Here is a 12,670-nt window from a genome sequence, read left to right as displayed (position 1 = left end):
GCCGCTAACGATGATAGAAGGGATTAGCATAGAAAATGAAGCCGCCGCCGGCCTGGAGTTGCGCTATGGTGCTGGTGATGGTCTCCTGCATGCGGTCGTGCAGTTCGACGAGTGCCGCCTCGACGGAGCCTTTATAGGCGTGCAAGCCTAAAGGGTCCGGCACCCGGATATGGGCGCGGCGTGGGCCTGCCGGCTGCGGCACGAAACGGTCGATCGTATCGCGCAGTGTACCCTTGCAATAATCGTTGCGGATCCGCTTCAAGTGTTCGGCGATCTCCTCCTGCGTGATGCGCGGATTGGCTGAAGCCCAGGGCCCGACACGCCGCAAGCGCTGGATCGTATCCGCCAGCGTTCGGACCTGCTTCCGGCTTCCGGTATCATCCGTGTTTTCTCGCAGCCAGCGGCGCGACCGGCGCAAAAGCTCGCCACTGTCGAGCGTGCCGGCGCCGCCCGAGACAAGTTCAGCAAGGCGACGGCCGAGTTCCACGAGCAGGTCCTTCTGACGTGCGTCATACGAAACCCGCTCATCGGACCGCAGGCCATATGCAGCCTCATCGCGCGACAGCAATGTCGCATAGATACGATGGACGCGCTCCGGCAGCGAATCGGCGGCATGGCGTTCGATCTTCAGGCTGCGCTCGACGTAGGCGCACTCCTTTGCCAGCGCTGCCTCGACATTCCCCGTGAAAGCGAGCTTCCAGATCACGGGCGCGATCCAAACTTTGAAATCCGGATCCGTCAGGCGGCCGCGCTTCAGCGCTTCGAGCCCCATCTCGACCGCGCCCGGCAGCAGCGGGGCAACGATGTTGGCATGCCAGCCGACGCCGCCTTCGGGATGCAGGAGAACGCCGTGCCCTTTCAGCGCCCAGGCCACCGAATGTTCCTTGGCGGCCCCGCTATTGCCCGGGATTTGGGCGATTAGATTGTTGGCCAGCCAGAATTTCTGCATCAGCCGGCCAAGCCCGTTGACGACGCCGTGCGTGGCCCAGGATGCCGCCAGCGGGCTTACCCGCGAGACGACCTCCTTGTCGATCATCCAGTCGGTAAAGAACTCCGGATGGTTGGGCGTGATGAACGTCGCCTTGCCCGCGCCGCAACAAGCCTTCAACCTTTGCCGGTCGTCCTCCGGAAAATCGATGTGGCGGACATTGGCGACGCCGCGCAGACCGGCCAGACGGTTGAACGGCAACAGGTCGCGAAGCCCCGGAATGCCGTGCAGCATGACAATGCGGTTGACGAATGTCATGGCCTTGATCAGCGTCGCATTGGGCCGCGGCGCCACAAAAACGTCGATCCTGCTCAACCTGCTCCCCCCGCGGCGCTTACCGTCGTAAGACGTTGATATGCAATTGCGGCATGCTCAAGTCGGTGCAACATGCCCGCAAGATCAAGCGCCACTATCGCGGAGAGCAGCCGGCAGCAGCTTGCCGTCGGTTCGAGCCTATTTCGACGGGCAGGTCTTTGGCTGATCGAACAGCGACAGATTGACCAGCTTGCCGGTCATCGAGAACTCGCCATAGTCCATTACGAGACCGCGCGTGATGCCGTTCTCGTGCAGCTTGAAGCTGATCCGGTATTCCGGCACTTCCTCGCCGCCTTTGTCGGTATCGTCGAAATAGGCGATGTCAACCGGCCAGTATTTGTCGCTGGCGAGCTTGGCCAGCGCCGGCACTTCCGGATCAGTCTTGTCGGCATTGGCTTGCTTGCCGACGACGACGGTGGTGGTCATCACCTTGTTGGCATCCTCCGAGCCGTCGAACAGGTTGGTTTCGTAAAAACGCTCGCCCTTTTCCGCCTTGCCGATCATTTCAACCATTTGCTGGGTCGGGAACTGGGTCGCGGCGAGTTCCAGGCTGTTCTTCTCGGGCTTGTCGATTTCGACCTTGAGACCATTGGCCTCCTTCGTTGCCGTCCCCTTGACCTCCTTGTCGAGGTTCTGGTCGACAAAGGACTTGTTGACGAAGGAGAAGGTCTTGCCTTCGGCATCCTCGAAGGTGGTCATCTGCTGGTCGGTCAGCCTAGTATTGTCGTTGGTGACGATCTGGGTGACCAGGCGGAACTTTACCGTGTAGCCCTCGCAAGGCGAGCCATTGAACTCGTAGACCATACGGCCCGATATGCCGGTGATCCCCGAGCGATCCGACGCCTTGTCCAGGGTGATGTCATAGACGGCACGGTGCGCCTGCAGCGCCGGCACCGCAAAAGCGGGAGCCGCCCAGGAAGCCGCTGTCAGAAGAACGGCGTTGAATGCGAGGCGCGTTGCGCGCATGGGGTGCTCCGATCATCGCGGCTAATGGCAGGCCGCATGGAAAGATGGTCCAGCTTAAAAAAAGTCGTGGCGGAAGCGAGGCAAAAATAGCAATTTCGGCCCGGCCTGCGCGGCACCTTCAAGCAATAGGGAAATAGCATGAGCGAAACAATCGAAAAGCGGCTAAGCGATCTCGGCGTGACGCTGCCGGCTGCCGCTGCGCCCGCCGCCAACTACATTCCCTATTGCAGGACCGGCAATCTGCTGTTCACCGCCGGGCAGTTGCCGCTCAAGGAGGGCAAGCTCCAGGCGAGCGGGCTGCTTGGCCGCGATGTCGACACGGCGACCGGAAAGGAAGCCGCAAAATACTGTGCGATCAACATATTGGCGCAGGCCCAGGCGGCACTTGGCGATCTCGACAAGATCCGCCGCCTGGTGAAGATCACCGTCTTCGTCGCCTCGGCATCGGATTTTGTCGAACAGCATCTGGTCGCCAACGGCGCCTCGGATTTTCTCGTCGCCGTGCTCGGCGACCGCGGCAAGCACGCCCGCTCCACCGTCGGCACCCCCTCCCTGCCGCTTAATGCCGCAGTGGAAATCGAAGCGATCTTCGAAGTCGAATGACCGGGACTGCGACCATGACCGACCTTTCCTGGCTGACTGCCCGGCCCGTCGCCCATCGCGGCCTCCACGACATGAACAAGGCGCGCTGGGAGAACACTCTTTCCGCCTTCGCCGCGGCAGCCGAGCGCGGCTATGCGATCGAGTGCGACGTGCACCTGTCATCCGACGGCGTCCCCGTCATCATCCACGATGGCGATCTGCGGCGGCTGACCGGCGAGGACGGCTTCGTCTGGCAGCGTACGGCTGCTGAGATCACGGCGCTGAAGGTCGGCGGCACCGCCGACCATTTGCCGACGCTGCAGCAGGCGCTTAATCTGGTCGACGAGCGTGTGCCGATGGTTGTCGAGCTGAAAGGCGCTGCCGGACACGACGAAGGCCTGGTCGAAGGCGTCGGCAAGATGCTCAAGCGCTATAAGGGCAAGACCGCGATCATGTCGTTCGACCATTGGCTGATCCGCGAGTTCCCGAAACATGCACCCGGCATACCCGGCGGGTTGACCGCCTACGGCAACGACAACCATCTGATCGAGGCGCATTTCGCCATGCTGGCGCATGACATCGCCTTTATCTCCTACGCCGCCGGCGACCTGCCGAACCGGTTCGTGTCGTTCGTACGTGAAAGGCTCGGCATGCCGGTGATCACCTGGACAGTGCATGACCAACCTGCCGTCGACCTGACCTTCAAATATGCCGACCAGATGACGTTCGAAGGATTCGAGCCCGATCTTGTGCGGCTTGCTTGAACGGGCTTGTACGGGTTCGCAGCGAGCTTAAGTAAGCCACATGGATCAAGGGGACGACTGCGACAGACAAACGGCGAATGCGGAGCTGTCGATCCGCATCGCCGCGGGCATCGGCGCCTTCACCAGCGCGGAATGGGACAGCCTTGGTGGCACTACGCGGGGCGAGGCAGAAAACGCCTACAACCCGCTTGTTTCATTCGCTTTTTTGAGCGCGCTAGAAGATTCCGGCTGCGCCGTTCGACGCACCGGCTGGCAGGGTCATCATCTCAGGCTGGAAACCGCGCAAGGCAAGCTGCTCGGTGCGGTCCCCTGCTATCTGAAGTCGCACAGCCAGGGCGAATATGTCTTCGACCATGGCTGGTCGGACGCATTCGAACGCGCCGGCGGGCGCTACTATCCGAAGCTGCAATGCGCGGTGCCGTTCACACCCGTCACCGGCCCTCGCCTGCTGGTCGGCAAGCGCGAGGACAGCCCCACCGTCAAGGCCGGCCTTGCGGCCGGCCTAAAGGCGGTGACGGATAAGCTCGGCGTGTCTTCCGCGCATGTCACCTTCGCGCCGGAGGATGATGTCCAGATCTTGGCGGCAGCCGGCTTCCTGCATCGCACCGACCAGCAGTTTCACTTCTTCAACGAAGGCTTTTCGAGCTACGACGATTTTCTCTCGACGTTGGCCTCGCGCAAGCGCAAGGCGATGAAAAAGGAGCGGCGTGAGGCGCTCGCCGACGGCATCTCGATCGACTGGCTGACCGGCAAGGATCTGACCGAAAAAGCCTGGGACGACTTTTACGCGTTCTACATGGATACCGGCAGCAGGAAATGGGGCCGGCCCTACCTCAACCGCGATTTCTTCTCCTTGATCGGCGAGCGCATGGCCGACGACATCCTGCTGGTGATGGCCAAACGCAACGGGCGCTACATAGCCGGCGCCATCAACTTCATCGGTTCAGACGCGCTCTACGGCCGCAATTGGGGCTGCATCGAGGACCACCCGTTCCTGCATTTCGAGGTCTGCTACCATCAGGCGATCGATTTCGCCATCTCGCGAAAGCTGAAGGTGGTTGAAGCCGGTGCGCAGGGCGAGCACAAGCTGGCGCGCGGCTACCGGCCGGTGACGATGCATTCGGCGCACTACATCGCCCATCCAGGTCTGCGCAATGCAGTGGCCGACTACCTCCAGCGCGAGCGGCGCGAAGTCGAGCGGATGAGCGAATATCTGGAAGAGCACACCCCGTTCCGCAAGGACATGGCGGAGTAGCAAAACCCGCCCGATCGCTCAACCACGTTCGAGCCTGCATGGCCGATGTCGACCGATCGTCTTGCCCGCCCGCAACAGCTTCGCTACACGAGACCGCGAGCCAAGAACCGGAGCGTGCGCCATGGCCGAAGCAACCTACGACAGCAGCAACATTTTCGCAAAAATCCTGCGCGGAGAAATCCCTTCGCACCGCGTCTACGAGGATGATGCGGTCATCGTCTTCATGGATGTGATGCCGCAAGGACCGGGTCACACGCTGGTCGTGCCGAAAGCGCCGTCGCGCAACCTGCTCGACGCGGATCCGGCGGTGCTTGGCCCCCTCTTCGCTCACGTGCAGAAAGTTGCGCGGGCAGTAAAGAAGGCCTTCGATGCCGATGGCGTCACGGTCATGCAGTTCAACGAACCAGCTTCGGGCCAGACCGTCTACCACCTCCATGTCCATGTCATTCCGCGCTTCGCAGGCATCCCCTTGAAGCCGCACAGCGGACAGATGGAACAGCCTGAAGTCCTGGCTGAGAACGCCGGCAAGATACGGACGGCGCTGGCAAACTGAATCGGGGCGAAGCCGCTCGGCCGACACTCGACCACAAGCTTCATGAAAAAAGCCCCGTTGCCGGGGCTTTTTTACTTGCAGGATTGTCAGTTCTTACGCGGCAGTTGCGGCACCAGGCTGCGCTTGCCGCCATCCTTGCCCTTCGGCTCCGACTTCTGCGCCACCGCCTTTTTCCCGGCGGGCTTTTTCGCCACCGCCTTCTTGGCTTTCGGCACGTCGTCCGGCTCTTCCTTCTTCGGCTTCACCGGCGCCTCGTCGGCGAGCGATTCGAGCTTCAGGCCGGTCTCGCCGGTTTCCTTCTTCTCGACGGTGACACGCACCGTGCCGCCCTTCTTGAGCTTGCCGAACAGCACCTCGTCGGCCAGCGGCTTCTTGATGTGCTCCTGAATGACACGGCCAAGTGGCCGCGCACCCATGCGCTCGTCATAGCCCTTGTCGGCCAGCCAGGCGATTGCATCCTGCGACAGGTCGAAGGTCACGCCGCGTTCGGAAAGCTGCGCTTCCAGCTGCATGACGAACTTCTGCACCACCTGATGGATGACCGGCACCGGCAGCGAGCCGAACGGAATGATCGCATCGAGACGGTTGCGGAACTCCGGCGTGAACAGCCGGTTGATCGCTTCGACATCGTCGCCTTCGCGTTTGGTCGAACCGAAACCGATCGCCGCGCGCTGCGCGTCGGATGCGCCCGCATTGGTGGTCATGATCAGGATGACATTGCGGAAGTCGATCTGCTTACCGTTATGGTCGGTCAGCTTGCCGTGATCCATGACCTGCAACAGGATGTTGAACAGGTCCGGATGCGCCTTTTCGACTTCGTCCAGCAACAGCACGCAATGCGGATGCTGGTCGACGCCGTCGGTCAGAAGGCCGCCCTGGTCGAAGCCGACATAGCCGGGAGGCGCGCCGATCAGCCGCGAAACGGTGTGGCGTTCCATATATTCCGACATGTCGAAGCGGATCAGCTCCACGCCGAGCGAGGCGGCGAGCTGCTTGGCCACTTCCGTCTTGCCGACACCGGTCGGACCGGAGAACAGGTACGAGCCGATCGGCTTTTCCGGTTCCCGCAGGCCGGCCCGCGCCAGCTTGATGGCCGAAGTCAGCGCGGTGATCGCGGTGTCCTGGCCATAGACGACGCGCTTCAACTCGATGTCGAGACCTTGCAGCACCTTCTCGTCGTCGGCGGAAACCGTCTTCGGCGGGATGCGCGCCATCGTGGCGATCGTCGCTTCGATCTCCTTGATGCCGATGGTCTTCTTGCGCTTGGCTTCGGGCACCAGCATCTGCGAGGCGCCGGTCTCGTCGATCACGTCGATCGCCTTGTCCGGCAGCTTGCGGTCGTTGATGTAACGCGCCGAGAGCTCGACCGAAGCCTTGATCGCTTCACTCGTGTAGCGAACCTTGTGGAACTCCTCGAAATAGGGCTTCAGTCCCTTCATGATCTCGATGGCGTCCTCGACGGTCGGCTCGTTGACGTCGATCTTCTGGAATCGCCGCACCAGCGCGCGGTCCTTCTCGAAGAACTGCCGGAACTCCTTGTAGGTGGTCGAGCCGATGCAGCGGATCGCGCCGGACGACAGCGCCGGCTTCAACAGGTTCGACGCATCCATGGCGCCGCCAGAGGTGGCTCCTGCCCCGATCACGGTGTGGATCTCATCGATGAACAGCACGGCGCCGGGATAGTCCTCGAGCTCCTTGACTACCTGCTTCAGCCGCTCCTCGAAATCGCCGCGATAACGGGTGCCGGCCAGCAGCGTGCCCATGTCGAGCGCGAAGATGGTGGCATTGTGCAGCACTTCGGGAACGTCGCCCTCGACGATGCGCTTGGCGAGGCCTTCGGCGATCGCCGTCTTGCCGACGCCGGGATCGCCGACATAGAGCGGGTTGTTCTTGGACCGGCGGCACAGCACCTGGATAGTCCGGTTGATCTCGCTCTCGCGACCGATCAGCGGATCGATCTTGCCAGCCTTGGCCTTGTTGTTCAGGTTGACGCAATAGGCAGTCAGCGCGTCCTGCTGCTGCTTCTTCTTGCCGCCTTCTTCTTGCGGCTCAGCTCCGCCCTGGCTGCCTTGCTCGTCGTCGGCGCCGCGCGGCGTCCGCGTCTCGGAAGCGCCTGGGCGCTTGGCAATGCCATGCGAGATGTAGTTGACCGCGTCGTAGCGGGTCATCTGCTGTTCCTGCAGGAAATAAGCGGCGTGGCTCTCGCGCTCGGCGAAGATGGCGACGAGCACGTTGGCGCCGGACACCTCCTCGCGGCCTGACGACTGCACATGGATCACCGCGCGCTGGATGACGCGCTGAAAACCGGCCGTCGGCTTGGAATCTTCATCGTAGCCGGTGACGAGATTGTCGAGCTCGGTGTCGATATAGGTGAGAACCGTATGCTTCAACTCGTCGAGATCGACGTTGCAGGCACGCATGACTGCGGCCGCCTCGGTGTCGTCGATCAGGGCGAGCAGCAAATGTTCAAGGGTTGCATATTCATGGTGCCGCTCATTGGCGAGCGTCAGCGCTTGGTGAAGCGCCTTTTCCAGGCCTTGGGAGAAAGCCGGCATGTTACCTCACTTCTTCTCCATCACGCATTGCAGCGGATGCTGATTCTGTCGGGCGAAATCCATGACCTGAGACACTTTGGTCTCGGCCACCTCGAATGTATAGACCCCGCACTCGCCCACCCCATGATTGTGAACATGAAGCATTATGCGTGTGGCGGCTTCGCGATCCTTCTGGAAAAAACGCTCCAGCACGTGAACCACGAACTCCATGGGTGTGTAGTCGTCGTTAAGGATGAGGACCCGATACAGACTGGGCTTCTTGGTCTTGGTTTTTGTGCGCGTGATGACGGCCGTGCCGCGACCGGCCTCATTGCCGTTGCTGCCGTTCTGCATTCGCACCACGTAGCTCGTGGCAGTCAAACCTGTAGTCACGTAGTCCTGCCTCTTTCGAATCCTCATGCATGCTCGACATGTAGGTGCTCGATGGACGATTTTAAGCCCTTCTGTTTAGCTGACAATATGGCTAGGTGGCCAAACTTGACCGATTTTTCAAATCGTGAAGACCGCAAGGACCCCGATTTCGAGCTGGCATGAAAAAACCCGGCCGCGCGTTCGCGACCGGGTCTGTCTTTTGAGGCCCAAGGGCCGGCTTGGAACGTTCGTCGAATTTACTTCGCCTTGGCGACAATCGATTCGAACGGCTTGTAGGCTTCCTTGGCGAGTTCGGCATAGAGATCGCCAAGCTTGGTGGCCTCGGTGACGAAGCTCTCATAGGACTGCTTGGCGTAGTCGGACTGGATTTCGATCGCCTTATCCAGCGACTTGGCGGAGAAGAGCTTCTCGACAACGGCGCTGCCGGCCTCAAAACTTTTCTTGGTGTACTCGCCCGCCTCGGTGGCGATGGCCTGTGCACCCTTGGACAGCGATGCAAAGCTCTTCAATCCGGTGTCGGCAAATTCCTTGCCGTATTTGCTGAAATCTTCATAGGTCTGGGTCATTTCACGCATTCCCTTGAACGGTGGCCTTTGGACGATGGACGCGCCTTGTCCGGGCCGCGTTGTGCAATGCGTGTAAATATATTGTGCAGTGCACAAAAAGTCAAGATTTCCGCGGCAATGCGCATCGTGAGCCGCCGGCAATCGCTAAGATTCGAATAAAGAGAGGCTCAATCCCGCAGAAAATGGTGAACGCGGCGGTTACCATAAACGGATTGGTAACGCTGCCCGCGTTAGCGTGGCCCGAGGTGAGGCAGGACCCTTTGCCGCCTCCAAGGCAACGGAAATTCAAAGGAACTATCAGTGCGTAAGGCGTTGTCGGGCTTCGTTTCCAAATCCGCGTCCCCCCTCAAAACGATCATGATTCTCGCTATGGCGATGAGCTTCGTCGTCGCGGACGCGGCTTCATCCATGGCGGCCAAGTCGGCGGCCATCGTCATCGATGCCAAGTCCGGCAAGGTGCTTTATTCGTCGGATGCCGATGGCCGGCGCTATCCGGCCTCGCTTACCAAGATGATGACGCTCTATCTGACGTTCGAGGCATTGGCGAAGGGCAGGATCAGCAGGAATTCTCCGGTCGTGTTCTCGGCCAATGCCGCTGCCGAACCGCCAACAAAGCTCGGCGTCAAGCGGGGCGGCTCGGTCACGGTCGAGACCGCCATCCTGTCGATGGTGACCAAATCGGCAAACGATTCCGCAACTGCGCTTGGCGAGATGCTCGGCGGCAATGAGGCCAATTTCGCCCGCATGATGACCGCCAAGGCGCGGGCGCTGGGCATGCGGGGAACCGTTTTCCGCAACGCCAACGGCTTGCCTGATCCCGGGCAGTTCACGACGGCGCGCGACATGGCGCTGCTCGGTATCGCCCTGAGAGAGCATTTTCCACAATATTACGGCTATTTCTCGCAGCGCTCCTTTCTTTACGGGCGACAGCGCATCAACGGCCATAACCGTCTGCTCGGACGCATCAAGGGCGTCGACGGCATCAAGACCGGTTATACCCGCGCCTCCGGCTATAACCTGGTCTCCTCGGTATCGGATGGCGACCGGCGCATCGTAGCGGTGGTCATGGGCGGCAGGTCCGGCGGCAGCCGCGACAGCCAGATGGCCGGGTTGATCAATGCCTACATGCCGAAGGCGTCGTCGCGCGGCGGCGGCATGCTGATTGCCAAAGCCGGTGGCGGCAATCCGATTTCAGCCGTGGCCAAGGTGCTTCTGCCGAAGCATGACGCGCCGACGCCGGATAGTAAGCCGGACGACGATGCCGTTGCCTCCCTCGTCGAGGAAAATGCTCCCGTCGTTGAAGAAACCACTCCGGTCGTTCAGACCAGAAAGGTCAAGACGGCGGCCGTGGCGACAGCGGACGATGTGGCGACGGCCCGAGTCGCCGCAGCCTATGCCGAACCGGCTGCAGAGGTCGATCCGGTCAGCACGGCGTCGGTGCCATCCGGCTGGGCAATACAGGTCGCCTCTTCGCCAAAGCAATCCGAAGCAAAGGCTTTCCTCGACAAGGCGACGAAGCAGGTGCCCTCCATTCTGGCCGATGCCTCCGGTTTCACCGTCGCCTTCGACAAAGACGGCGTCACCTATTACCGCGCCCGGTTCGGTGGTTTTGGTTCGAAGACCGCCGCCTGGAAGGCTTGTAACGCTTTGAAAAAGAAGAAGATCGAGTGCTACGCCGTCCAGCAGTAAGGGCGCGAAACGATATCTTTCCCGAAAGTTCTGCGTCGAAGGAGACTAGTTGTGATTGGAGAGCAAGACGTCCTTGGCTTCGTTGATCCGCGCCGCCAGGAAAGACGTGCCACCGATATCGGGGTGCAGGCGCTGCATCAGGCGGCGGTGCGCCTTGCGGACATCCGCCGCGGCAGCCCCCGCTTCAAGACCAAGGATCTTGTAGGCCTCCTCCTTAGTCATGGCGCCCGAACCTGGCGCAACACCCAGCCCTTCGCCACCATTCGCATCAGCGTCTTTGCGCCAGATGGGAAATCTGCCGTCAAGATACGTCTCTAGCAATTGGCGGCTCTCCGGATCGCCGGAGAGTTCGCGATAAAGTTGCTGCAATTCGGCAAGCCCCATCGAGCCAAGCATCTTGCCTTCATGGCGCCCAGCCAGCACGAGGCCTTCGAGGCCGCCGGTGTCGTGATCGAGTTCCATCTCAAGCGCCGCGGTACGCACCGTCGAACGCTTGCCCGGTGCCAGTTTCGCGGCCGGCTGATTCATGCGCATGGAGCCATACCAGGCGAGCGCGGCCGACAGGATCAAGCCGCCGAGGCCCTCGCGCCCGACCAGCAGCACGGCAACGCCGACCAGCCCGAGCAGCACGGGTCCAAGGGTCCTCATGCCGCCTGCAAGCTTCCCCGGATCGGCGCGCAGGAAGATGGTGAGCATGCCGAGAAGCACCAGAAGCAATGCTACAAAAGCGATAATCGCGCCCATCAGTTTCCGCCGCCCCGTAGATGCTCGATCATCAGCCGGTCCTCCGGCCTGCCCCGGTCCTCCAGTGCTTTCAGACCGCCGGTCGCAAACACGGCGACGGACGAAAGCAGGCCGGCCAAGGTCGCGGCAGCCCGCCGATCAAACCGGAACCAGGCCCCTTTGGACAGCCGTGCAATTTCCTTGAACGCCTTTTCTGCACCGGCATCATGGCCTTCCTGAAAAACGAAGACAGGAACGCCGTGCAGACCTAGGCTACCGGCCTTTTCGGCCAGATCATCTATGTTTTCTTCCATCGCATCGCCGATATAGACCAGCGCGTTGACCTTGGCCGCCGCCGTCTGTTTCAGCGCATGGGCGAGCACCTTGCCGATCTGGGTGTGGCCGCTACGGCAGTCGATGCGCGTCATCAGCTGCTTCAGAGCTTCGGTATCGGTGACGAATGCGGAGGAACGGCACTCGCCAAGCCCGCGGAAATAGACCAGTTGAACCTTGAGCACCCCAGCCTTGCCGACGGCGTCGAACATCTCGGCCTGCAGCGCACAGGCGAGATCCCAGGTCGGCTGGCGGCTCATCGTAGCGTCGAGGGACAGGATCAGCCTGCCTGAACCGGTGGCGGATGCAGCGAGCGTCCTTGCCTGACGGAGAAAGGCGTCGATCTCGCCGGTGCTCGATTGGGACTCGACCGGCGCAGGATTGGCCTTTGCAGGCACGGGCTGCTTCTTGTCGCTCATGACATTCAAGATGTGGCGTTGTTCCCCAGCTTGCAAGCCCAGATCAGGCGACCTGCAGGACCGGTGATGATGGCAACTGCGGACAAGCGTTCGGCCGGTGCCCTTGGCGTTACGGTTCTTGGCGTCAGAGTAGGCCGAGATCGGCAAGCTCACGCCTGAGCTTCGGCGGCATTTCGATCAGCCCGGCTTTGCCCTTGCCGAGATCGGCCGGCGCGTCCGCCGGCTTCAGGTAGCGCCACCCTTGGAATGCACGGCGCGGCTGCCAGTCGGTGCGCACGACCTCGGGATCGAGGATCAGATGGCAGCGGCCGATGCCATCGTCATCGGTGAAGGGCCGGATTTCGGTGATCAGCTGACGGCATTGGACATTGCCCTTGACCACCCAGTAGAGCGAGCCGCCGTCGGTGATCTCGGCGCCGCGCGTCGGCACCATGCGGGTGGTGTGGTAGTGTTCGGCCGGTTCGCCGGCGCGGCGCCGCTCGTCGAGGCGGAAGGCAATCCACTCTTCCAGATCCTCGACGCTGTCACAGCCGACGCAAAGCTTTATGAGATTGAGAGACATCGTTTAAGGTTTAGCCCAGCACGCGAAC

At 61.4% G+C, this 12,670-nt stretch carries 13 protein-coding genes; 5 read left to right on the top strand and 8 right to left on the bottom strand.

Going from position 1 to position 12,670, the window contains the following annotated elements; translation table 11 throughout:
- Positions 1 to 4 precede the first annotated feature (4 nt).
- Entirely contained in the window at positions 5 to 1,303 is a 1,299-nt protein-coding gene (locus NKJ93_RS01445) for a lysophospholipid acyltransferase family protein (RefSeq protein ID WP_352587143.1), read from the bottom strand.
- Between the two features lie 138 nt (positions 1,304 to 1,441).
- Positions 1,442 to 2,269: a cell envelope integrity EipB family protein gene (locus NKJ93_RS01440; protein ID WP_023717738.1), complete on the bottom strand. Its 828-nt coding sequence runs from the start codon at positions 2,267 to 2,269 to the stop codon at positions 1,442 to 1,444.
- A 138-nt stretch (positions 2,270 to 2,407) separates the two neighbouring features.
- Between NKJ93_RS01440 and NKJ93_RS01435 the strand changes: the two genes are divergently transcribed.
- From NKJ93_RS01435 to NKJ93_RS01420, 4 genes are all read left to right on the top strand, one after another.
- Entirely contained in the window at positions 2,408 to 2,872 is a 465-nt protein-coding gene (locus tag NKJ93_RS01435) for a RidA family protein (protein ID WP_352587140.1), read from the top strand.
- 14 nt (positions 2,873 to 2,886) lie between these two features.
- A complete protein-coding gene (locus tag NKJ93_RS01430; protein WP_352587137.1) occupies positions 2,887 to 3,615 on the top strand; it encodes a glycerophosphodiester phosphodiesterase in 729 nt (242 codons plus the stop codon).
- Between the two features lie 40 nt (positions 3,616 to 3,655).
- The gene (locus NKJ93_RS01425; protein WP_352587134.1) at positions 3,656 to 4,870 is read left to right on the top strand and encodes a GNAT family N-acetyltransferase; all 1,215 of its coding nucleotides are present in this window, start codon (positions 3,656 to 3,658) and stop codon (positions 4,868 to 4,870) included.
- 121 nt (positions 4,871 to 4,991) lie between these two features.
- Positions 4,992 to 5,423: an HIT family protein gene (locus NKJ93_RS01420; protein WP_352587131.1), complete on the top strand. Its 432-nt coding sequence runs from the start codon at positions 4,992 to 4,994 to the stop codon at positions 5,421 to 5,423.
- Between the two features lie 86 nt (positions 5,424 to 5,509).
- Here the strand turns inward: NKJ93_RS01420 and clpA are convergent, their stop codons facing one another.
- The 3 genes from clpA to NKJ93_RS01405 all read right to left on the bottom strand — a co-directional run bounded on the left by clpA (position 5,510) and on the right by NKJ93_RS01405 (position 8,916).
- Positions 5,510 to 7,978 (bottom strand): ATP-dependent Clp protease ATP-binding subunit ClpA, encoded by a 2,469-nt coding sequence (clpA, locus tag NKJ93_RS01415; RefSeq protein WP_023717743.1) that lies wholly within the window; start codon positions 7,976 to 7,978, stop codon positions 5,510 to 5,512.
- 6 nt (positions 7,979 to 7,984) lie between these two features.
- Positions 7,985 to 8,311, bottom strand: coding sequence for an ATP-dependent Clp protease adapter ClpS (clpS, locus tag NKJ93_RS01410; RefSeq protein ID WP_023717744.1), 327 nt, complete (start codon positions 8,309 to 8,311; stop codon positions 7,985 to 7,987).
- A 275-nt stretch (positions 8,312 to 8,586) separates the two neighbouring features.
- Positions 8,587 to 8,916: a phasin family protein gene (locus NKJ93_RS01405; protein WP_023717745.1), complete on the bottom strand. Its 330-nt coding sequence runs from the start codon at positions 8,914 to 8,916 to the stop codon at positions 8,587 to 8,589.
- 300 nt (positions 8,917 to 9,216) lie between these two features.
- Here NKJ93_RS01405 and NKJ93_RS01400 point away from each other — a divergent pair, with 300 nt between their 5' ends.
- Positions 9,217 to 10,605, top strand: a complete 1,389-nt coding sequence (locus NKJ93_RS01400; protein ID WP_352587128.1) for an SPOR domain-containing protein — start codon at positions 9,217 to 9,219, stop codon at positions 10,603 to 10,605.
- A gap of 45 nt (positions 10,606 to 10,650) precedes the next feature.
- Here NKJ93_RS01400 and NKJ93_RS01395 read toward each other — a convergent pair whose 3' ends face one another.
- From NKJ93_RS01395 to NKJ93_RS01385, 3 genes are all read right to left on the bottom strand, one after another.
- The gene (locus NKJ93_RS01395) at positions 10,651 to 11,349 is read right to left on the bottom strand and encodes a DnaJ domain-containing protein (RefSeq protein WP_023717747.1); all 699 of its coding nucleotides are present in this window, start codon (positions 11,347 to 11,349) and stop codon (positions 10,651 to 10,653) included.
- Positions 11,349 to 12,080 carry a vWA domain-containing protein gene (locus NKJ93_RS01390; RefSeq protein ID WP_352482282.1) on the bottom strand — a complete coding sequence of 244 codons (732 nt, stop codon included), beginning with the start codon at positions 12,078 to 12,080 and terminating at the stop codon, positions 11,349 to 11,351. The genes NKJ93_RS01395 and NKJ93_RS01390 overlap by 1 nt, the downstream gene beginning before the upstream one ends.
- A gap of 124 nt (positions 12,081 to 12,204) precedes the next feature.
- The gene (locus NKJ93_RS01385) at positions 12,205 to 12,642 is read right to left on the bottom strand and encodes a DUF1489 family protein (RefSeq protein ID WP_023717749.1); all 438 of its coding nucleotides are present in this window, start codon (positions 12,640 to 12,642) and stop codon (positions 12,205 to 12,207) included.
- Positions 12,643 to 12,670: the final 28 nt, after the last annotated feature.

Origin of the sequence: Mesorhizobium sp. M0028 (genome assembly GCF_040323855.1) — a bacterium.
In the GTDB taxonomy this organism is placed as follows: Bacteria; Pseudomonadota; Alphaproteobacteria; order Rhizobiales; family Rhizobiaceae; genus Mesorhizobium.
This window is presented reverse-complemented; position numbering and strand designations above follow the sequence as displayed.

Bases quoted from the DNA above. Each gene is read 5' to 3' on its own strand.
- NKJ93_RS01440 (WP_023717738.1), bottom strand. From the start codon at position 2,269: ATGCGCGCAACGCGCCTCGCATTCAACGCCGTTCTTCTGACAGCGGCT.
- NKJ93_RS01435 (WP_352587140.1), top strand. From the start codon at position 2,408: ATGAGCGAAACAATCGAAAAGCGGCTAAGCGATCTCGGCGTGACGCTG.
- NKJ93_RS01430 (WP_352587137.1), top strand. From the start codon at position 2,887: ATGACCGACCTTTCCTGGCTGACTGCCCGGCCCGTCGCCCATCGCGGC.
- NKJ93_RS01425 (WP_352587134.1), top strand. From the start codon at position 3,656: ATGGATCAAGGGGACGACTGCGACAGACAAACGGCGAATGCGGAGCTG.
- NKJ93_RS01420 (WP_352587131.1), top strand. From the start codon at position 4,992: ATGGCCGAAGCAACCTACGACAGCAGCAACATTTTCGCAAAAATCCTG.
- clpA (WP_023717743.1), bottom strand. From the start codon at position 7,978: ATGCCGGCTTTCTCCCAAGGCCTGGAAAAGGCGCTTCACCAAGCGCTG.
- clpS (WP_023717744.1), bottom strand. From the start codon at position 8,311: ATGCAGAACGGCAGCAACGGCAATGAGGCCGGTCGCGGCACGGCCGTC.
- NKJ93_RS01405 (WP_023717745.1), bottom strand. From the start codon at position 8,916: ATGACCCAGACCTATGAAGATTTCAGCAAATACGGCAAGGAATTTGCC.
- NKJ93_RS01395 (WP_023717747.1), bottom strand. From the start codon at position 11,349: ATGGGCGCGATTATCGCTTTTGTAGCATTGCTTCTGGTGCTTCTCGGC.
- NKJ93_RS01390 (WP_352482282.1), bottom strand. From the start codon at position 12,080: ATGAGCGACAAGAAGCAGCCCGTGCCTGCAAAGGCCAATCCTGCGCCG.
- NKJ93_RS01385 (WP_023717749.1), bottom strand. From the start codon at position 12,642: ATGTCTCTCAATCTCATAAAGCTTTGCGTCGGCTGTGACAGCGTCGAG.